The sequence below is a fragment of the Streptomyces sp. NPDC059900 genome, from assembly GCF_050270335.1.
Classification (GTDB): Bacteria; Actinomycetota; Actinomycetes; order Streptomycetales; family Streptomycetaceae; genus Streptomyces.
The window spans coordinates 1-19,592 of record NZ_JBNNJZ010000110.1 but is presented as its reverse complement, the minus strand read 5'-3'; the positions used below and the strand labels follow the sequence as shown (position 1 = coordinate 19,592).

Genomic DNA, 19,592 nt, shown 5'->3' with positions numbered 1-19,592 from the left:
GAGGGGGGGCCGGGGCCGCTGGTGGCGGGGGCCCCGCCTGTCGTGGCCGATGAACCAGATGGCTCCACCTTGTCGGGGACGACGAAGAGTTGCCCCCGGCGCTGCCCTACCTTTCCGGACATCACCGGTTCGCAGCCTCGGAGGTGGGGGTCCGCATGTCCACGTGGGATGTCGGTACGAAAGGCGCCACGGCACACACCCGACGCGCCCTGCCGCTGGTGGCGGCCACCGCGGTGCTGGCCGCCGGCTGCGGCGGCGGATCCGGCTCGGGAACGGCCGCGGGGGAGGGCAAGCTGGCGGACGGCAAGACGTTCACCATGGCCTACGCCTCCGACCCGGGCAATCTCGACCCGGCGAAGACGGTGATGTCGATCGCCATCGGCGTCAACCGCTATCTGTACGACCCGCTGGTCCACCTCGACGGCAAGGGCGAGCCCCGGGCCGGCCTGGCCCAGAAGTGGAAGGCGACGACCAAGACGGCGACGTTCACGCTGCGACCCGGCCTCACCTGCTCCGACGGCTCACCGCTGACGGCGAGCGACGTGGCCGCGAACATCGACTACATCGGCGACCCCGGGAACAAGTCACCCCTGGCCGGCGTGCTGATCCAGCCGGGCACCACGGCCAAGGCCGACGACGCGCGGCGCACCGTCACCCTCACCAGCGGCGCCCCCGACGCGTTCCTGCTGCGCAACGCCGGGTCCGTGCCGATCGCCTGCGGCAAGGGCCTCAAGGACCGTTCGGTGCTCGCCAAGGGCGGCAAGGGCAGCGGCACCGGCATGTTCACCATGACCGAGGCCGTCACCGGCGACCACTACACGCTCACCCGGCGCAAGGACCACACCCAAGGTCCCGGCGCGTCCGAGGGCGGCGCCAAGGGGCTGCCGGACAAGGTGACGATCCGGGTGATCCCCAACGAGACCACCGCCGCGAACCTGCTGGTCTCCGGTGAGCTGAACGCCTCGGCCATATCCGGCTCCGAACAGAAGCGCCTGGCCGCGCAGAAGCTGTTCCACGCCGACGTGCAGGCACCGCTGGGCGGTCTCTACTTCAACCAGGGCGGATCGCGCCCCGGCGCGGCCGAGGAGGTGCGCCGGGCGCTGGTCCAGGCGCTGAACCTGCCCGACGTGGGCAAGGTCATCACCAACGGCACCGGAAAGCCGTCGCAGGGCCTGGTCACCGACGAACCACGCGCCTGCACCGGCGACTCGGTCACCGGCAACCTCCCGGAGCACGACCTCGCGGCGGCCAAGTCGGCACTGAGCAAGGCCGGTTGGAAGCCGGGCTCCGGCGGAACCCGTACCAAGAACGGCAAGAAGCTCACGCTGAGCCTGATGTACGGCACCCAGAACGGACCCAGCATGGCCGCGGGCGCCGAGCTGATCCAGAAGCAATGGCAGAGCCTGGGCGCCGAGGTCAAGCTGAAGCCGGTGGACAGCCCCGCCCTGAACAGCACGCTCTTCGGCTCCGGCAACTGGGACGTCTCCATGGGCCCGATCGCGCTCGCCGCGCCCAACCAGCTCGTCCCGTTCATGTCCGGGCCGACCCCGCCCAAGGGCCTGAACTTCTCCGGGGTCGACAACCCCGACTACACGGCCCTGGTCCAGAGGGCTTCGGCCAAGGTCGGAGCCGAGGGCTGTCCGCAGTGGCAGGACGCCGAGAAGGCGCTGGTCAAGAACCTCGACGCGGTGCCGTACTACAACTCCCTCACCCCCGTCTTCGGCAAGGGGGCCCGCTTCAAGGTCAGTCAGGGCGCGATCGTCCCGTCCTCGATCCGCATGTACGCCAACTAAGGGGCGGGACCGATGACGACTGCGACGGCCGTCGCGAAGACGGCGACGGCGTCGGCGCCCCACTGGCGCGGCAACCGGTGGCTGCGGTTCGGCCTCCGGCGCGCGTCCCGCCTCCTGGTGTCGCTGTGGGTGCTCGTCACCGCGGCGTTCCTGATGATCCATCTCATCCCCGGTGATCCGGTGCGCGCCGCACTGGGCATGACCGCATCGCCGGACATGGTTGCGGCGCGGCGCGCGGAACTGGGTCTCGACGACCCGCTGTGGCAGCAGTACCTGCGCTTCCTGGGCGGTCTGTTCACCGGTGACCCGGGCACCTCCACCATCACCGGCCTGCCCGTGTCGCAGACCATCGGCGACCGGCTGCCCGCGACCGTGCAACTGGCCGGACTGGCCTTCGTCCTGGCCCTGCTGGTGGCCGTCCCGCTGGGCACGGCGATGGCCGCCCTGACCCGGGGCGGGCGCCGCCGGGGCACGGAGCTGGCCTTCACCTCGGTCAGCGTGTTCCTCGCCGCCATACCGGAGTTCCTGCTCGCCGTCGTCCTGGCCTATGTGTTCGCGGTGCGCCTCGACTGGTTCCCCGTCGCGGGCCGCCAGGGGCCGAGCTCGTACGTCCTGCCGGTCCTCGCCCTGTCCATCGGCCCCGCCATGGTGCTCGCCCGGATCGGCCGGGTGGAGATGCTCTCGGTCCTGAACCGCGATTACGTGCGCACCGCGCGCGCCAAGCGGCTGCCCCCGCACCGCGTCTATGTGCGCCATGCGCTGCCCAACGCCCTGACCGCCACGCTCACCCTGGGCGGGCTGTTGCTCTCGGCGCTCGTCGCGGGCACGGTGCTCGTGGAGAACGTGTTCGCCTGGCCCGGCCTCGGCTCGACCATCGTGCAGTCCATCCTGCAGAAGGACTATCCGGTCGTGCAGGGCATCGTGCTCGTCTACGGAGCCGGAGTGCTCGTGGTGAACCTGCTGGTTGATGTGGCCCTCGCCCTGCTCGACCCGCGCTCCGCGATCGGGGAGGCGTGATGTCCGCGCCGCGCTCCCGCTGGCCGGCCGCCGCCCGCACACCGGTGGGCGCCTGCGCCGGACTGCTGCTGCTCGCCGTGCTCGTGCTTGCCGTCCTCGCCCCGGTCCTGTGGGGCGACCAGGCGTCCGCGGTGGACACGGACGCGATCCAGCAAGGTCCCTCCGACGCCCACCTGTTGGGCACGGACAACCTGGGCCGCGACATCTTCTGCCGCGTCCTGGTGGCCACCCGCCTCTCGCTGCTGCTCGCGGTGACCGCGACCGCCCTCGGCGTGGTCCTGGGCCTGATCCTGGGCGCGGTGCCCTCGGTCCTGCCGCGCAGGGCCGGGCGCTTGATCACCTCCGTGGTCGACATCGCCGTCGCGTTCCCCGGCCTGCTGCTCGCCCTGTTCTTCGCGGTCATCTTCGGCGTGGGCGCCACCGGCGCGGTCCTCGCGATCGGCCTGGCGATGGCCCCGGCCTTCGCCCGGCTCACCCAGACGCTGAGCGCGTCGGTGGCGGGCCAGGACTTCGTGGCCGCCGCCCGGACCGTCGGCGTCGGCCGCATCCGGCTCCTGACCCGCCACATCCTGCCCAACATCGCCGAGCCGCTGGCCGTCAACGCCACCATCGGGGCGGGATCCTCGCTCCTGGCCTTCGCCGGGCTCTCCTTCCTGGGCCTCGGTATCCAGGCCCCGGACTACGACTGGGGACGGCTCCTGGGCGAAGGCCTCGGCCGGATCAACCTCACCCCCGCGCCCGCGCTCGCGCCGTGTGTGGCCGTCGTCGTCACGGGCCTGGCGTTCAATCTCTTCGGCGAGGCGGCGGCCGCCGCCCTCGGCGTACGCACGCTGTCGCGCACAACCACCGGCGCCCGTCCGCTGTCGCCGCTCGCCCCGACCGCCTCGGACCGGCCGGACGCCGAGGGGCAGCCCGTACTCGCGGTGGAGGACCTGCGGGTGGCCTTCCCCGGGCCCGCCGGGTGGGCCACCCCGGTGCGCGGCGTCAGCTTCGCCGTCGAGGCGGGCGAAGCCGTCGGAGTGGTGGGCGAGTCCGGGTCGGGCAAAAGCCTGACCGCGATGGCCGTCTCCCGGCTCATCGCACCACCGGCCCAAGTCAGCGCCCACCGCATGGATTTCACCGGCACGCCGCTGCTCGGCACCGACGAGCGGGAGCTGCGCCGCCTGCTCGGCACCTCCCTCGCGATGGTCTTCCAGGACCCGATGTCCTCCTTCAACCCCGTCACCGGCATGGGCCGCCAGCTCGCCGAAGTCGCCGAACACCACCAGGGCCTGTCGCGGCGCGCCGCGTTCGCCCGGGCCGTGGACCGGCTGCGTGCCGTGCACGTGCCCGCGCCGGAGCGGCGTGCGCGCCAGTACCCGCACGAGTTCTCCGGCGGCATGCGGCAGCGCGCGATGATCGGCATGGGGCTGATGGGCGACCCGAAGCTGGTCATCGCCGACGAACCGACGACCGCCCTCGACGTCACCGTGCAACGACAAGTCCTGCGCCTGCTCGCCGAGGTACGGGAAGAGCGGGGCACCGCCCTCCTGCTCATCAGCCACGACATCACGGTCGTCGCCCGGACCTGCGACCGAGTCCTAGTCATGTATGCGGGCCGCATAGTCGAAGACCTGCCCGCGGCCGACCTGTTCACCGCCGCCCGGCATCCCTACACCCGGGCGCTCCTGGCCGCCGTACCGGACCTCGAAACGGACCGTGACCGCCCGCTGGCCGTGATCCCCGGCCGCCCGCCGGAGCCGGACCGCATACCGCAGGGGTGCGCGTTCGCCCCGCGCTGTCCCCGCGCCGACGACCACTGCCGCCGCGAGGACCCCGAACCGGTCGCCCACAGCATCGGACACCGGATCGCCTGCTGGCATCCGGTGCGCGAAAGCACTGAACTGGTCGACGAGAACACGAGGGGAGGTACGGCATGAGCGAACTCGTCTTCGACGGGGTGAGCGTGCGCTACGGCAGCCGCCGCCATGCCCTGACCGCGGTGGACGGCGCACGCCTGACCGTGCCGTCCGGCCAGGTGGTCGGTCTGGTGGGGGAGTCGGGCTCGGGCAAGTCGACGCTGGCCCGCGCCGCCGTCGGCCTGGCACCGCTCACCGCGGGCCGCATCCTGCTCGACGGCACCGATGTGCGCGGGCTGCGCGGACGGCACCGTCCGCTGCAGATGGTCTTCCAGGACCCGTACTCCTCTCTCGACCCGCGGATGAGCATCGGGGATTCCGTCGCCGAGGCCCTGCCGCGCGAACGGGGCCGCGGCGGTGCCGCCCGCCGCGCCGAGGTGGCCCGGCTGCTCGCACAGGTCAACCTCGGCCCGGACCGGACGGCGATGCTGCCCGGACAGCTCTCCGGCGGCCAGCGCCAGCGCGTGGCACTGGCCCGGGCGCTGGCCGGGCAGCCCCGGGTCGTCATCGCCGACGAGATCACCTCGGCCCTCGACGTCTCCGTCCAGGGCACCGTGCTCAACCTGGTCCGCGACGTGCAGCGGCAGATGAACCTGACCATGCTGTTCATCTCGCACGACCTGGCCGTGGTCCGTTACGTCAGCGACCACATCGCCGTGATGTATCTGGGCAGGATCGTCGAGGCCGGCCCCACCGAGGAGGTCCTCGCCGATCCCCGCCACCCCTACACCCGCGACCTGCTGGCCGCCGTGCCCGGCCGCAACCCGCCGGCCGGACCCGGCACGGAGCCCGCCGCCGACGTCCTCATGACCGGCGAGCCCGCCGACCCGCACCACCCGCCGCCCGGCTGCCACTACCACCCGCGCTGTCCCGTAGGTCCCCGGGTCCGCGCGGGCCGCGACGTGTGCAGCACCCGGGATCCCGCCGCGGACGCCGCGGCACGGCCGCACCAGGCCGCCTGCCACTTCGCCTCCGCCGCCGACCTCGCCCTGCCGCATCAGCCCCGTACACACGGCGATCCGTGACACCCGTACCCCGCCCCCGCTCACCCCGCCCACGAGGAGACAGCACACAGTGACGCGACGCCCGGCCATCGACGACCTCTACGCCATCGCGCTGCCGGAACAGCCCGCGCTGTCCCCGGACGGCACGCGCATCGCCTACGTGCTGCGCACCGCGGACCGCGAACACGACCGCGACGAGCGCGCGTTGTGGACCGTGCCGACCGGCGGCGGCGCGGCACGGCGGCTGACCCGCGGCCCCGAGGACACCGCCCCCGCGTGGTCTCCCGACGGCCGGTGGATCGTGTTCCTGCGCGGCGGCGACGGCCCCGCGCAGCTGTGGCTGCTGTCCGCGCACGGCGGCGAACCCGAGCCGGTCACCGAGCTTCCCGCGGGCGCCGGAGCGCCGGTCTGGAGCCCCGACGGCACCGCGATAGCCTTCGCGGCCCCGGTCGACGACGCCCATGGCACGGCCGCTCCCGGCCCGGTCCCGGCGCCCGTCGTGACGGACCGGATCGGCTACAAGAGCGACGGGCACGGCCTGTTCGGCACGGCCCGCAGTCACCTGCACGTCCTTGATCCGGTCAGCCGTGACGTGCGCCGGGTGACCCGGGGCGACTGGCACGCGGGGCAGCCCGTCTGGTCGCCGGACGGGCGCAGCCTCGCCTTCCGCGCGGCACGCGGCGCCGACGCCGACCTGACGCTGCGCTCGGAGGCGTACGTCGTGGACTGCCTGGCCCCGGGCGCCGAACCGCGCCGCGCCGGCACCGCCGATGGCACCGTCCACGCCGTCAACTGGACCGCCGACGGTGCCGCGCTCCTCGTGGTGGGCCGCACCGACACCGCACTCGGCCACGCGGGCGTGCTGCGCGTCCCGCTGGACGGCGGCGCGGCACTCGACCTCACCGCGGGACTCGACCGCAACGTGATGCCCGGCGGCCCCGGCTATCCCGGCGCACTGCCCCGCCCGGCCGACGACGGTCGCACGGTGCTGTTCTGCCTGCGCGAACGCGGCTGCACCCACCTGTACGCAATGAACGCCGACGGCGGCGAACCCCGCGCGCTCGCCGGCGGCGCGGGCCGTGTCGTCTCCGGCCTGTCCGTCGTTGGCGACACCGCCGCGTTCGTCGTGGCGACCCCCTCCTCGTACGGCGAGATCGCGACCGTCGAGCTGTCCACCGGACGCGAGGAGGTCCTCACCCGGCACGGAGCCGACCTGGACGACGTGGAGCCCCTGGCGCCGCAGGAGCGGGAGTTCACCGTCTCCGACGGCACCACGGTGCACGGATGGCTGCTGCGCGATCCGGCCGGCACCGGCCCCGGGCCGCTGCTGCTCGACATCCACGGCGGCCCGCACAACGCCTGGAACGGCGCCGCCGATCCCTTCCACCTCTACCACCAGGTCCTCGCGGCACGCGGCTGGTCGGTGCTGCTGCTCAACCCCCGCGGCAGCGACGGCTACGGGGAGGCGTTCTTCACCGCGGCGCACGGCGCCTGGGGCGAGGCCGACGCGCCGGACTTCCTCGAACCCCTCGACGCCCTGGTCGCCGAAGGCATCGCCGACCCGCAGCGCCTTGCCGTGGCCGGCTACAGCTACGGCGGCTTCATGACCTGCTACCTGACAAGCCGCGACGACCGCTTCGCCGCCGCCGTCGCCGGTGGCGTGGTCAGCGACCTGACCAGCATGTGCGGCACCAGCGACGAGGCCCACCTCCTTGCGGCGCTCGAACTGGGCGGCCTGCCGTGGCAGAACCGGGAGCGCTACGCCGAACTCTCCCCGTACACCCGGGTGGAGCAGGTCCGCACGCCGACACTGGTGCTGCACGGAGCGGCCGACGAGCGCTGCCCGGTCGGTCAGGCCGAACAGTGGTTCACCGCACTGCGCGAGCAGGGCGTGCCCACCACCCTCGTGCTCTATCCGGGCGGCTCGCACCTGTTCCTGCTCGACGGACCGCCCTCGCACCGCGCCGACTTCGGCCGCCGCATCGCCGACTGGGCCCAGCGCCACGCCGGCGTGCCCGGACGTCCGGCCCGTGCCCCGCTGGACGCCGCGCACTGGGAGCGGCGGCTGGCCGAGCTGACGGCCCGGCACCGGGTGCCGGGCGCGGTCCTTGGCATATCCCGCGGCGACGACCTCGTCCTGGCGGCCGGCGGCGTGCTCCACAAGGGCACCGGCGTACAGGCCACCGAGGACTCGCTCTTCCAGATCGGGTCCATCACCAAGGTGTGGACCGCCACCCTGATCATGCAGCTGGTCGACGAGGGCAAGCTCGACCTCGACACCCTTGTCGCCGACATCCTTCCGGAGCTGCGGCTTTCCGACCCCGCAGCGGCGCGGCGGGTGACCGTGCGGCAGTTGCTGACGCACACCAGCGGCATCGACGGCGACATCTTCACCGACACCGGCCGCGGCGACGACTGCCTGGAGGGCTACGTCGGCCAGTTGGGCACCGCGGCGCAGAATCATCCGCCGGGGGCGACGTTCTCGTACTGCAACTCGGGCTTCGTGCTTGCCGGGCGGATCGTGGAGAAGCTCACCGGCATGAGCTGGGACAGCGCCCTCAAGGAGCGGTTGTGCACCCCCCTGGGGCTCGCGCACACCGTCACGCTGCCCGAGGAGGCGCTGCGCTTCCGCACCGCCATGGGGCACGACGCCCAAGGCGACCAGGACCCGCAGCCCGCCCCGGTGTGGTGCCTGCCCCGCTCGGCCGGACCGGCCGGACTGATCAACGCGACGGCCGCCGACGTGCTGGCCTTCGCCCGGATGCACCTCGCCGGCGGCAGCACCGCCGACGGGACTCAAGTCCTCTCGGCGCAGGCGGCAGCCGCGATGACCGAGAAGCAGGTCGACCTGCCGGACGTGCACTCCCTCGGCGATTCCTGGGGCCTCGGCTGGATCCGTTTCGACTGGAACGGCCACCAGGTCATCGGGCACGACGGCAACACCATCGGCCAGTCGGCGTTCCTGCGCGTGCTGCCCGGACAGGACCTCGCCGTCACGCTCCTCACCAACGGAGGGGCCACCCACGACCTCTACCTGGAGCTCTTCGGGGAGATCTTCGCCGAGGTCGCCGACGTCGCCATGCCGCGGCCGCTTCAGCCACCGGCCGAGCCGGTCACGGTGGATGCCGGGCGCCACCTGGGACGGTACGAGCGGGCAGGGACCCGCATCGACGTCCTGGAGGGCGCCGACGGGCTGCGCCTGCGCAATACGGTGACGGGTCCGCTCGCCGATCTGGTCCCCGAGACCGTGCAGGAGGCCGACCTCGTGCCGGTGTCGGACGACCTGTTCGTCATGCGGCTGCCCGGCAGCCGGTCATGGACCCCCGTGACCTTCTACGCGCTCCCGACCGGTGAGCCCTACCTGCACACCGGCGCCCGTGCGACCCCGAAGGTGTCCTGACGTGAACCAGCACCACGGCATCCAGCCGCCCGGCGACCCCGTCCGCGTCGCCCGGTTCGCGGACACCCTGCCCGCCCTGCTCGACGACATCGGGCGCCTGGTCCGCACCGAGTCACCGTCGTCCGACCTCGATGCCGTGGCGCGCAGCGCCGGTGAGGTCGCCGCGGTCGCCGCGCCGCATCTGGGCGCGGCACCGGAGGTGATCACCGTGGACGGCCGCACGCATCTGCGCTGGCGCCTGGGCAGCGGCCCCCGGCGGGTGCTGCTCCTGGGCCACCACGACACGGTGTGGCCCGTCGGTTCCCTGGCCGCCCACCCGTTCACGGTCCGCGACGGCGTGCTGCGCGGGCCCGGTTGCTTCGACATGAAGGCCGGGCTCGTCATGGCCTTCCACGCCCTGGCCGCCCTTGGCGCCGTGGACGGGGTGACCGTCCTGGTCACCGGCGACGAAGAACTCGGCTCGCCCTCGTCGCGAAAGCTGATCGAGTCCGAGGCCGCCGGCTGCTCGGCCGCCCTGGTCTTGGAGGCGTCGGCCGACGGCGGCGCGCTGAAGACCGAACGCAAGGGCGTCTCCCTGTACGAGATACGCGTGGGGGGACGGGCCGCCCATGCGGGTCTGGAGCCGCACCGCGGGGTGAACGCGGGCATCGAGACCGCCCACCAGATACTCGCTGTCGCCGCGCTGTCCGACACCGGCGCGGGCACCACGGTCACCCCGACCCTGCTGAGCGCCGGAACCACCACCAACACCGTTCCGGCGCAAGGTCGGTTCGCCGTCGACGTCCGCGTCCGTGACGCCGCGGAACAGACCCGCGTGGACACCGCGCTGCACCATCTGCGGCCCGTACTCGACGGCGCCGGGGTGGAGGTGACCGGCGGACCCAACCGCCCGCCGCTGCCGCACACCGCATCGGACGGCCTCTACCGCCGCGCCCGCCGCCTGGCCGAAGACCTCGGCATCGGCCCGCTCACGGCCGCTGCCGTGGGCGGAGCATCGGACGGCAACTTCACCGCGGGGCTCGGCATCCCCACCCTGGACGGGCTCGGCGCGGTCGGCGGCGGCGCGCACGCCGCCGACGAGCATGTGATCGTCGCCGAACTCCCGCGCCGCACGGCGCTGTTGGCGGCGCTCGTCGGTGAACTGCTCGCCGCAGATCCGCAGCCGGCGCGCGACAGCGGAGCGACAGCGATCGGCGGGAGCGCCCGATGACGGACATGTCAGCTGCCACCCCTCTGGCGCCCGAGGCCGGCCACCGGATCGCCGCGGACGCGCTGGCGGCAGCCGCGACCGCGGCCCGTGCGGCCCGCTGCCACGTGCGGCCCGTCAGCGCCCTGGCGGACCTGGAAGCGGCCTGCCGGCTCTTCGAGGGCATCTGGAAGCCGGGCGGCGAAAACGCCCTGGCCACCCCCGAGTTGCTGCGTGCCATGGACAAGGCGGGCAGCTATGTCGCGGCCGCTTTCGACGGGGAGGAGGGTGATGCCGTCGGCGCGGAGGACGGCGCCGAACTGGTCGGCGCCTGCATCGGCTTCTTCGGCCCGCCGCCCGACGGCGCCCTGCACAGCCATATCGCGGGGGTCTCGGCCCGGATGCGCGGACGCAGCGTCGGCTTCGCCCTCAAGGCACATCAGCGCGCCTGGGTGTTGCAGCGGGGCGCGTCCCGGGTGTCGTGGACCTTCGATCCGCTGGTGCGGCGCAACGCCTACTTCAACATCGGCAAGCTGGCCGCCCGGCCCGCGCAGTACCTGCCGAACTTCTACGGCCGGATGAACGACGGCATCAACGGCGCCGACGACACCGACCGCCTCCTGGTGGAGTGGCCGCTGGCCGCCCCCGAAGTCGCCGCGGCCTGCCACGGCCGCCACCGGACCGCCGACGCGGCGGCCGAACGCGCGAGCGGCGCCGCACTCGCCCTGGGCGCCACGGCCGACGGCAGGCCGCTCGCCCGCCCGGTCACCGGCGGCCGGGCCCTGGTCGCCGTGCCCGAGGACATCGAGGGGCTGCGCCGCAGCGACCCGAAGGCCGCGGCGGCCTGGCGCTCCGCCGTGCGTGATGCCCTGGGCGGGCTGCTCGCCGACGGATGGCAGGTGACGGGATTCGACCGCGCCGGCTGGTATCTCCTCGCAGACAAGTAGACAAGTAGACAAGGACACACAGTGAAGCTCACCGGGGTCGAAATCCGTGAGATCCGGCTGCCGTTGGTGGCCCCCTTCCGCACCTCGTTCGCCACCATGACCGAGCGCACGGCGCTGCTCCTGCGCGCGGTGAGTACCGACGCGGAGGGCTGGGGCGAGTGCGTGGCGATGGTCGACCCGCTGTACTCCTCGGAGTACGCGGCCGGCTGCGCCGATGTGCTGCGCCGCTTCCTCATCCCCGCCCTCGGGCGGCACCCGCACCTGGACCCGGCCGGTGTCGGCCCGGCCCTGGCCCCGTTCAACGGCCACCGGATGGCGAAGGCCGCCTTGGAGATGGCCGTGCTCGACGCCGAACTGCGCGCTCGCGGCGTGCCGTTGGCGCGCGAACTGGGCGCTGTCCACGACCGTGTGCCGTGCGGGGTGTCCGTCGGCATCATGGACTCGGTGCCGCAGCTCCTTGCGGCGGTCGCCGGGTACCTCGACGAGGGCTACCGCCGCATCAAGCTCAAGATCGAGCCCGGCTGGGACATCGAGCCGGTCCGCGCGGTGCGCGAGCACTTCGGCGACGATCTGCTGCTCCAGGTCGACGCCAACACCGCCTACACCCTCGCCGATGCCCGCCACCTGGCCCGGCTGGACCCGTACGACCTGCTCCTTGTCGAGCAGCCGCTGGAGGAGGAAGACCTCCTGGGCCACGCACAGCTGGCGAAACTCCTTGCCACACCGGTGTGCCTCGACGAGTCGATCACCTCGGCCCGCGCCGCGGCGGCGGCGATCACTCTGGGCGCGTGCAGCATCGTCAACGTCAAGCCCGGCCGGGTCGGCGGCTATCTGGAGGCCCGCCGCATCCACGACGTGTGCGCCGCGCACGGGGTGCCGGTGTGGTGCGGCGGCATGCTGGAGACCGGCCTGGGCCGGGCCGCGAACGTCGCCCTGGCCGCGCTGCCGGGCTTCACGCTGCCCGGCGACACCTCCGCGTCCGACCGCTACTACCGCACCGACATCACCGAGCCGTTCGTCCTCGCCGACGGCCATCTCCCGGTCCCCGACGGGCCCGGCCTGGGCGTCGTGCCGCTTCCGGACGCCCTGGAGGAGGTCACGGTCGACACCGAGTGGATCCCGATGTGACGGGACCTCCCGCGACCGGATCTTTCGGGGACACGACCCTTGTGGCAGCCGACGAGATCACCCCACAATCCTGTCGGCACCGACGAAGAGCGGCCGGGGGCGCCGCCGAGGGGACGGGAGTACGAGGCACCGTGCACACACAGCCGCGGGCCAGCCTCAGGCGGGTCCTGGAAGATCTCGGCACCACCCTGCTCGACCTCGTGTGCGGCGACCCGGACACGGCCGGCGACATCGGCGGGGTGGTCATCCACGACCCGCTGGACGACCCGGTGCTGCCCCGCCAGGCGCTGGTGCTCGGCATCGGCGTCCAGGGCGCGGACGAGACCGCGCGGCTGCTCACCGCCCTCGGCGCCGCCGGAGCCGCGGCGCTGGTGGTCCGCGCCCCGGTGCAGACCGACGCGGCGGTCACCGATGCCGCCGAGAGGTCCGGGGTGGCGCTGCTCGCGCTGACCCGCGGCGCCTCCTGGGCCCAGCTGGCCGCGCTGCTTCGCTCGCTGCTCGCGGACGGCGACATCGGCGAGGCGGGGCCGCAGACGCTGGGCGGCACCCCCTCCGGCGATCTGTTCGCGGTGGCCAACGCGGTGGCCGCGCTGCTCGACGCCCCCGTCACCATCGAGGACCGCAGCTCCCGCGTCCTTGCCTTCTCGGGCCGCCAGGACGAGGCCGACCCCTCACGGGTGGAGACCGTCCTGGGCAGACAGGTGCCCGAACGCTTTACCCGCCTGCTCGAAGACCGGGGGATCTTCCGGTCCCTGTACCGCAGCGACCAGCCGGTCCACGTCACCCCGCCGGGTCCCGACGGATTCCACTTCCCGCGGGCCGCGATCGCCGTGCGCGCCGGGGACGAAGTCCTCGGCTCCATCTGGGCCGTCATCCGCACCCCGCTCACCGCGCAGCGCCGCCAGGCGCTGCACGACGCGGCCAAACTGGTGGCCCTGCACATGCTGCGCCTGCGGGCCGGCGCCGACGTCGAGCGCCGGCTCCGGGCCGACCTGGTCTCCACCGCGCTGGAAGGCGGAGCGGGTGCCGCCGAGGCCCTGGGCCGCCTGGGCCTGACCGACTACGGGGGCGTCGTCCTGGCCCTGGCCGTGCCGGACCCGTCCGAGCCGGGCGAGTCCACCGATCTGCACGCCCAGCACACCGCCGAACGCGAGCGCCTGGCCGACGCGTTCGCCATGCACCTCTCCGCCATCCACGCCCGCGCCGCCACCGCCCTCATCGGCGACGTCGCCTACGGCATCCTCCCCGTGCCGCACCACCAGGCGGACGCGGAGGAGAGAGCGGCCCGCATCGGCACCGACTTCCTCACGCGCATCGGCGACCGGCTGACCCCGCTGATCGGCATCGGCCCCACGGCCGGGGACGGCGGCGCGCTCTCCCGCTCCCGCGAAGGAGCCGACCGTGCGCTGCGCGTCCTGCGCACCAACGGCAGCCCCCGTCAGCTAGCCCGCATCTCGGACGTCCATGTCGAGGCGCTCCTCCTGGACCTCGCCGACCTCGCGGCCGAGCGGGGCGATCCGCCCACCGGACCGCTGGCCCGGCTGCTGGCCTACGACAAGCAGCACGACTCCCAGCTGGTCGACACCCTCAGCGCCTGGCTCAACGCCTTCGGCGACGTACCGGCCGCCGCCGAAGCGATGTACGTCCACCAGAACACCTTCCGCTACCGCCTGCGCCGCGCCACCGAAGTGGCCCGCACCGACCTCGCCGACGCCGACGTCCGCTTCGCCCTGATGCTGCAACTGCGCCTGCTGCGCCGCCCGGAGGTGCCGGGGCGCTGACGGCCACGCAGGGACGGGGAGAGGGGGCGGGACCCTACCGGAGGCCCCGCCCCCGTTCATGTGCCGCCCTCGCTCACTTCGGGCAGTACTCCGCCTCGATGACCGCCTGGCTGTTGCCCGCCCAGTCGCCGTTGAAGTTGAAGGCGAACGCATGCTTGCCGTCCGAGGAGGTCACGGCCTGGGACGCCGAGCCCTGGATGTTGCCGCCGTGGCCCCAGAGCGCGGTGCCGCACGACGGCTCGAACTTCATCAGGCCGAGGCCGTAGCCCGTGATCAGGCCGGCCCCGCTCACCGGGACGGTGGTCTTCATCTCCTTGAGCTGCGCCGCGGGCAGCAGCTTGCCGCCGAGCAGGGCCGAGTAGAAGCGGTTCAGGTCACCGGAGTCGGAGATCATCGCGCCCGCCGAGCCAGCGGCCGACGGATTGAGCTCGGTGACGTCATGGACCGGGTCCGTGGGCTTCGGCGCCAGGTAGAGCTTGGAGTACGCACGTGAGCTCGGCTCCGGCAGCGTCGCGGAGGTGCGGGGCACGGAGGTGGCGTAGAGGCCGAGCGGCTGGATGATGCGCCGCTTGATCTCGTCCTCGTACGAGCGGCCCGAGACCTTCGCGATGATCAGGCCGGCCAGGGTGTAGTTGGTGTTCGAGTAGCTCCAGGCCGCGCCCGGTTCGAAGAGCGGCTCGTGGCGCATGGCGATGGCGACCAACTGCTCGGGCGTGTACGTGTCGTAGCGGTGCTCCAGGAACTTCTCGGTGAAGCCGTTCTCCAGGAACTGAGGGTCGGCGGTGTAGCTGGGGATGCCGCTGGTGTGGTTGAGCAGCTGCCGCACGGTGATCCGGCGCCCGTCGTTGCCGCTGCCCCGCACCACGCCGGGCAGCCACTTGTCGACCGTGTCGTCGAGGTCGAGTCTGCCCTCGCCCTCCAGCTGGAGCAGCACGGTGGCGACGAAGGTCTTGGTCATGCTGCCGATGCGGTAGCGGTCGACCGCCGAGCGCGGCTCGCCCGTCCTGCGGTTCCCGACGCCCGACGTGCCCAGCCAGAGGGAGTAGCCGTCCTTGACCTGGCCGGCGACTCCCGGCACCCCGTCCTTGACCGCGGCGTCCATGGCCGCCCGGGTCTGCGGATGCCCGGGGGCGGTGCCTGCCGTCGCGGGCGAGGTGAACGAGGCGGCGGTCAGGACCGCCGCCGCCACCGCACCTCCTGTGCCGATCCGTACTGCGCGCCCTGCCATCTGCTGCCCCTTCCGGTTGCCCGTTCTGCGCACCGGTGCCGTCTGCGAACCGGTGATGCCGGGAAGCTAGGGCAGCGGGCCGGGCCGCCGCTTCGTCGCGGTCGACAAGGTGGAGCGACCCGCTCATCGGGACCGACGAACCGTGTTGTCGGCCCGGTTCAGTCGGTGCCGATGTCCCTGGCCATGCGGAAGCCGAGGTTGCCCGCGGAGCTGTCGGCGGTGTTGGCGGTGCGGGCGGCGACGCGATAGCGGTTGCAGTACGAGTCGTAGCAGAGGTAGGAGCCGCCGCGCATCGCGCGGCGGTCGGCGTCGCCGTCCTGCCAGGGGTCGGCGGACCACTCCCAGACGTTGCCCGCGACGTTGTGCAGGCCGAAACCGTTGGGCGGGAAGGCGTGCACGGGTGCGGTGCCGGCGAAGCCGTCGGCTTCGGTGTTGTGGAAGGGGAAGGTGCCCTGCCAGATGTTGCAGCGGTGCTCCCCGCCGGGCGTGAGTTCGTCGCCCCAGGGGTAGCGGGCCTGGTCGAGGCCCCCGCGCGCGGCATACTCCCACTCCGCCTCGGTGGGCAGCCGTCCCCCGGCCCACCGGCAGTAGACGGTCGCGTCCCGCCATGTCACGTGGACCACGGGATGGTCCCAGCGGCCGTCCGGTGTGCTGCCGGGCCCTTCGGGTCTGTGCCAGGCAGCGCCTTGGACGCCGCACCACCAGGGGGTTGCCTGCGGGCGTGGTGATGCCTTGCGCAGGGGGCCCGGCAGGAACTTCGCGAACACGTAGCTCCAGCCGAACTCCTCCGCCTCGGTTACATAGCCGCTCTGCTCGACGAAGTCCGCGAAGCGGGCGTTGGTGACCGCGTAGGCGTCCATGGCGAAGGGCGCGACGGACACCTCGCGCACCGGTCCCTCGCCGTCACCGGGGTTGGCGTCCGCCTCCTCGCTGCCCATACGGAAGGTCCCGCCGGGCAGGGCGATGAGGTCGGCGTACTCGGTGTGCGGCGGGCGGTGCGCAGCCGTGGCGGAACGTACGGCCCCTTCGGACGGGCCGGGGAGTTCGCGTGCCTGCGGCTTCGGGCCGGAGGGGGCACAGCAGCTCTTCGTGCCCGGCTGCGTGCCGCGCCCCGCGGTGTCGGAGGTAGTGCTCATGGCTACTTGCTGTAGGCCTTCGTGTAGAGATCGCCCGTGTAGTACTCGCCGGGGTCCGGGTTCTCGTCCAGCTGCTTGTTGCGGACGAAGAAGTCACCCAGCGACTTGAGCCACTTGTCCACCTCGCCGCTCTTGGTCTTGGCGGCCAGGTCCTTGGTGGAGAGGGTCTGGACGTGCGAGGCGTCGGCGGTGGCCTGGGCCTCGGTGACCTCCAGCATCTTGGCCGTGAGCGCGATGGTCTCCTCGGGGTGTTCCTTGCGCCAGTCGTTGGCCTGCTGAAGCACCTTGATGACCTTGCTGTTCTTCCCCTCGGGCACCTTGTTGCCGGCGACGAACGCCGTGGGGAAGGAGTCCCCGGTGTCCTTGGTGCTGGCTATCTCCTCGAGGCCGGGCACCTTCTTCTTGATGGTGTCGATGGCGGGGTAGAAGAAGCCGGCACCGTCGATCTTTCCGGAGGAGAAGGCGGAGACGATGGTGGACGGGTCCATGTTGACCTTGTCGATGTCCTTCGTGGTCATCCCGGCCTTCTCCAGGGCGATGTTGAGGACCATGTCGCCGGACGTCCCCTCGGGCACGCCGACCCGCTTGCCCTTGAGGTCCTTCATGGACTTCATGCCGGGCCTGCCGATGACCCGGTCGGCGTAGGTGAGGGTGTTGACGGCGACGACCTTGGCCTTGCCGGAGGCGGGCAGCCACATCGCGCCGGGGCCGATGTAGCCGTAGTCGAGGTCGCCTGCGCTGAGCGCCTGGATCTGTACCGGACCGTTGTTGAACGGCTTCACCTGCGCGGTCAGGCCCGCCTTCTTCCACAGCCCCTGCTTCTCGGCGACCGCAAGGAGGCTGGCCCCGTTGTAGTCACCGATGTAGCCGAAGCGGACCGTGTTGTTGTCCGCGGAAGCGCTGTCGGAGCAGGCGCTGACGGAGAGCGAGAGCATGAGCGCGGAGGGCAGGGCGACGGCGGCGCGCCTGATCGTGCTTCTGGGCATGCGGGAGGTCCTCTCGGGGTGGTGCAGGGTGGTGGATTCTGCGAAATGCCCTGGGGGAGGCCAAAGGTGATGGGGTGTCAGATCTCAGGTGTCAGGCGGCCCGGGGCGGGGCTTCCTGGTGGTACACGGAGGTCCACACCTCGTTGCGGATGCGCCGGAACTCGGGGGAGAGGCGGATCTCCTCGGTGCGCGGGTAGGGCAGGTCCACGTCGATGACGCGGTGGATGCGGCCGGGCCTCGCGGCCATGACGACGACCCGGCTGGCGAGATAGACGGCCTCGTCCACGTCGTGGGTGATGAAGAGGACGGTGCGCTTCTCCTGGCTCCAGGTCTCCAGGAGCTGGTCCTGCAACTGCACCCGGGTCAGGGCGTCGAGCGCGCCGAACGGCTCGTCCATCAGGAGCACTTGCGGGTCGACCGCGTACGCCCGGGCGATGGCGCAGCGCTGTTTCATGCCGCCGGACAGCGTCTTGGGCAGGGCGTCGGCGAAGTCGCTCAGGCCCACCAGGCCGATGGCCTGATCGCTGCGCAGGCGTCGCTCCGCGGCGGGCACGGAGGCGAGCTTGAGCCCGAACTCCACGTTCTGGCGCACGGTCAGCCACGGGAACAGGGCGTACTGCTGGAAGATCACCCCGCGGTCGGGTCCCGGCCCGGTGACCGGGGTGCCGTCGACCAGGACGCTGCCCGAGTCGGGCTCCTGGAGGCCCGCGGCCATGCTCATCAGGGTGGACTTGCCGCAGCCGGAGGGGCCCACGACGGTGACGAACTCCTGGTCGGCGATGTCCAGGCTCACCCCGTCGAGTGCGGTGAAGGCCGTGTCCTTCAGCGGGAAGGTCTTCACCACGTCACGGAAACTGATCTTGCTGTTCATCGTCGCTCCTGCCAGCCGGTGAGGCGTCGCTCGGCCAGCAGCAGGAGCCGGTCCATGATGAGCCCGAGCACGCCGATCGTGATCAGGGACACGAAGATCGTGTCCATTTCGAACCAGGTGGATGCCTTCTGCATCCGGTAGCCCAACCCCTCCTGCGCGCCGATGAGTTCGGCGGCCACCACGGTGGCCCAGGACGCCCCCAGTCCGATGCGCATGCCGACGAGGATGAAGGGCGTGGAGGCGGGGACGACCACCTTGGCGAAGATGGTGCGGTCAGAGGCGCCCAGCACCCGGGCCGCGTTGATCAGTGTCTTGTCGACGTCGATGACGCCCTGGAAGGAGGACAGGACGCAGGCCATGAACGAGGCCAGGAAGATCACGGCGATCTTCGGCACCTCGCCGATGCCGAGCAGCACGACCGCCAGCGGAATGAGCGCGAGCGGCGGAATGGTGCGGAAGAACTGGATGTACGGCTCGACCAGCGCGCGCACGGTGGGATACCAGCCCATGAGGAAGCCGACCGGCACGGCCACGGCGACCCCCAGGGCGTAGCCGATGAAGACCCGGCGCAGGCTGGCGAGGGTGTCGGAGGCCAGGGTGCCGTCGGAGATCATGTCTTTGGCCTTCTGTGCCACCGCCGTCGGCGCGGGCAGGTTCTCGACCAGGCCGAGTGCGGCCACGACGGCCCATACGGCGATCCCCGCCACCACGGCGACGGCGTTGAGGACCAGGGGCCGGTGCCGGGAGCGGCGCGGCTGCTGTTTCCGGTCCTCGCCGGCGGTCTTGTCGACAGGGGTGATCACAGCCATGGGTTCCTCGCTGGTGGCTTCACGCGTTCTCCTCGGAGACGGGCTGCGGGTAGTGGGAGAGCAGGGGGGATTCATGGAGAACGAGGGCGATGCCGCCCAGCGCGCTGCCGGTCTCGCCGAGCGTGGCGCGTCGTACGTCCACGTGCGGGCGGGCCATCGGCATCAGCTGTCGGCGCAGGGCCCGTTCGACCGGTTCCAGCAGGGCCGGGCCTGCCTCGGCGAGCTCGCCGCCGAGGACGATGACGCCGGGGCCGACGGCCTGGCAGACCGCGGCGAGCACTCCGCCGATGTCGATGCCGACGCGCTCGAGGACGTCCAGGGCCGGGCGTTCGCCGCCGGCGGCGGAGTCGAGGAATCCTGCCAGGCCCTCGGCCCGGCCGCCGGCCTCGCGGTAGCGGTAGAGGACGG

15 protein-coding genes are annotated in these 19,592 nt (G+C 72.5%); 9 read left to right on the top strand and 6 right to left on the bottom strand.

Annotated elements, in window-relative coordinates; all coding sequences use genetic code 11:
* Positions 1-155: 155 nt before the first annotated feature.
* The 9 genes from ACQKIP_RS17565 (at position 156) to ACQKIP_RS17525 (ending at position 14,154) form a co-directional block, all read left to right on the top strand.
* Positions 156-1,793, top strand: coding sequence for an ABC transporter substrate-binding protein (locus ACQKIP_RS17565; protein ID WP_365854616.1), 1,638 nt, complete (start codon positions 156-158; stop codon positions 1,791-1,793).
* 12 nt (positions 1,794-1,805) lie between these two features.
* A complete protein-coding gene (locus tag ACQKIP_RS17560; RefSeq protein WP_365854614.1) occupies positions 1,806-2,810 on the top strand; it encodes an ABC transporter permease in 1,005 nt (334 codons plus the stop codon).
* On the top strand, positions 2,810-4,729 hold the full coding sequence (locus ACQKIP_RS17555; RefSeq protein WP_365854612.1) for a dipeptide/oligopeptide/nickel ABC transporter permease/ATP-binding protein: 1,920 nt from the start codon (positions 2,810-2,812) through the stop codon (positions 4,727-4,729). The genes ACQKIP_RS17560 and ACQKIP_RS17555 overlap by 1 nt, the downstream gene beginning before the upstream one ends.
* Positions 4,726-5,733: an ABC transporter ATP-binding protein gene (locus tag ACQKIP_RS17550; RefSeq protein WP_365854610.1), complete on the top strand. Its 1,008-nt coding sequence runs from the start codon at positions 4,726-4,728 to the stop codon at positions 5,731-5,733. Before ACQKIP_RS17555 ends, ACQKIP_RS17550 begins: the two co-directional genes overlap by 4 nt.
* A 49-nt stretch (positions 5,734-5,782) precedes the next feature.
* Positions 5,783-9,112 (top strand): serine hydrolase, encoded by a 3,330-nt coding sequence (locus ACQKIP_RS17545; protein ID WP_427743389.1) that lies wholly within the window; start codon positions 5,783-5,785, stop codon positions 9,110-9,112.
* A 76-nt stretch (positions 9,113-9,188) separates the two neighbouring features.
* Positions 9,189-10,322: a M20/M25/M40 family metallo-hydrolase gene (locus ACQKIP_RS17540; RefSeq protein WP_365854750.1), complete on the top strand. Its 1,134-nt coding sequence runs from the start codon at positions 9,189-9,191 to the stop codon at positions 10,320-10,322.
* Positions 10,319-11,245, top strand: a complete 927-nt coding sequence (locus tag ACQKIP_RS17535) for a GNAT family N-acetyltransferase (RefSeq protein ID WP_365854606.1) — start codon at positions 10,319-10,321, stop codon at positions 11,243-11,245. The genes ACQKIP_RS17540 and ACQKIP_RS17535 overlap by 4 nt, the downstream gene beginning before the upstream one ends.
* Before the next feature lie 21 nt (positions 11,246-11,266).
* Positions 11,267-12,373, top strand: a complete 1,107-nt coding sequence (gene menC, locus ACQKIP_RS17530; RefSeq protein WP_427743387.1) for an o-succinylbenzoate synthase — start codon at positions 11,267-11,269, stop codon at positions 12,371-12,373.
* A 131-nt stretch (positions 12,374-12,504) separates the two neighbouring features.
* Positions 12,505-14,154 (top strand): PucR family transcriptional regulator, encoded by a 1,650-nt coding sequence (locus ACQKIP_RS17525; protein ID WP_365854602.1) that lies wholly within the window; start codon positions 12,505-12,507, stop codon positions 14,152-14,154.
* A gap of 73 nt (positions 14,155-14,227) precedes the next feature.
* Here the strand turns inward: ACQKIP_RS17525 and ACQKIP_RS17520 are convergent, their stop codons facing one another.
* The 6 genes from ACQKIP_RS17520 to ACQKIP_RS17495 form a co-directional block, all read right to left on the bottom strand.
* Complete coding sequence (locus ACQKIP_RS17520) at positions 14,228-15,382, bottom strand: serine hydrolase domain-containing protein (protein WP_365854600.1); 1,155 nt, start codon at positions 15,380-15,382, stop codon at positions 14,228-14,230.
* 158 nt (positions 15,383-15,540) lie between these two features.
* Positions 15,541-16,518: a formylglycine-generating enzyme family protein gene (locus tag ACQKIP_RS17515; protein WP_365854598.1), complete on the bottom strand. Its 978-nt coding sequence runs from the start codon at positions 16,516-16,518 to the stop codon at positions 15,541-15,543.
* 2 nt (positions 16,519-16,520) lie between these two features.
* On the bottom strand, positions 16,521-17,504 hold the full coding sequence (locus ACQKIP_RS17510; protein WP_365854596.1) for an aliphatic sulfonate ABC transporter substrate-binding protein: 984 nt from the start codon (positions 17,502-17,504) through the stop codon (positions 16,521-16,523).
* Positions 17,505-17,595: 91 nt separating this feature from the next.
* On the bottom strand, positions 17,596-18,375 hold the full coding sequence (locus tag ACQKIP_RS17505) for an ABC transporter ATP-binding protein (protein WP_365854594.1): 780 nt from the start codon (positions 18,373-18,375) through the stop codon (positions 17,596-17,598).
* Complete coding sequence (locus ACQKIP_RS17500; RefSeq protein WP_365854592.1) at positions 18,372-19,184, bottom strand: ABC transporter permease; 813 nt, start codon at positions 19,182-19,184, stop codon at positions 18,372-18,374. The genes ACQKIP_RS17505 and ACQKIP_RS17500 overlap by 4 nt, the downstream gene beginning before the upstream one ends.
* A gap of 19 nt (positions 19,185-19,203) precedes the next feature.
* A partial coding sequence (locus ACQKIP_RS17495) for an ROK family protein (RefSeq protein ID WP_427743383.1) occupies positions 19,204-19,592 on the bottom strand: 389 nt, incomplete at its 5' end.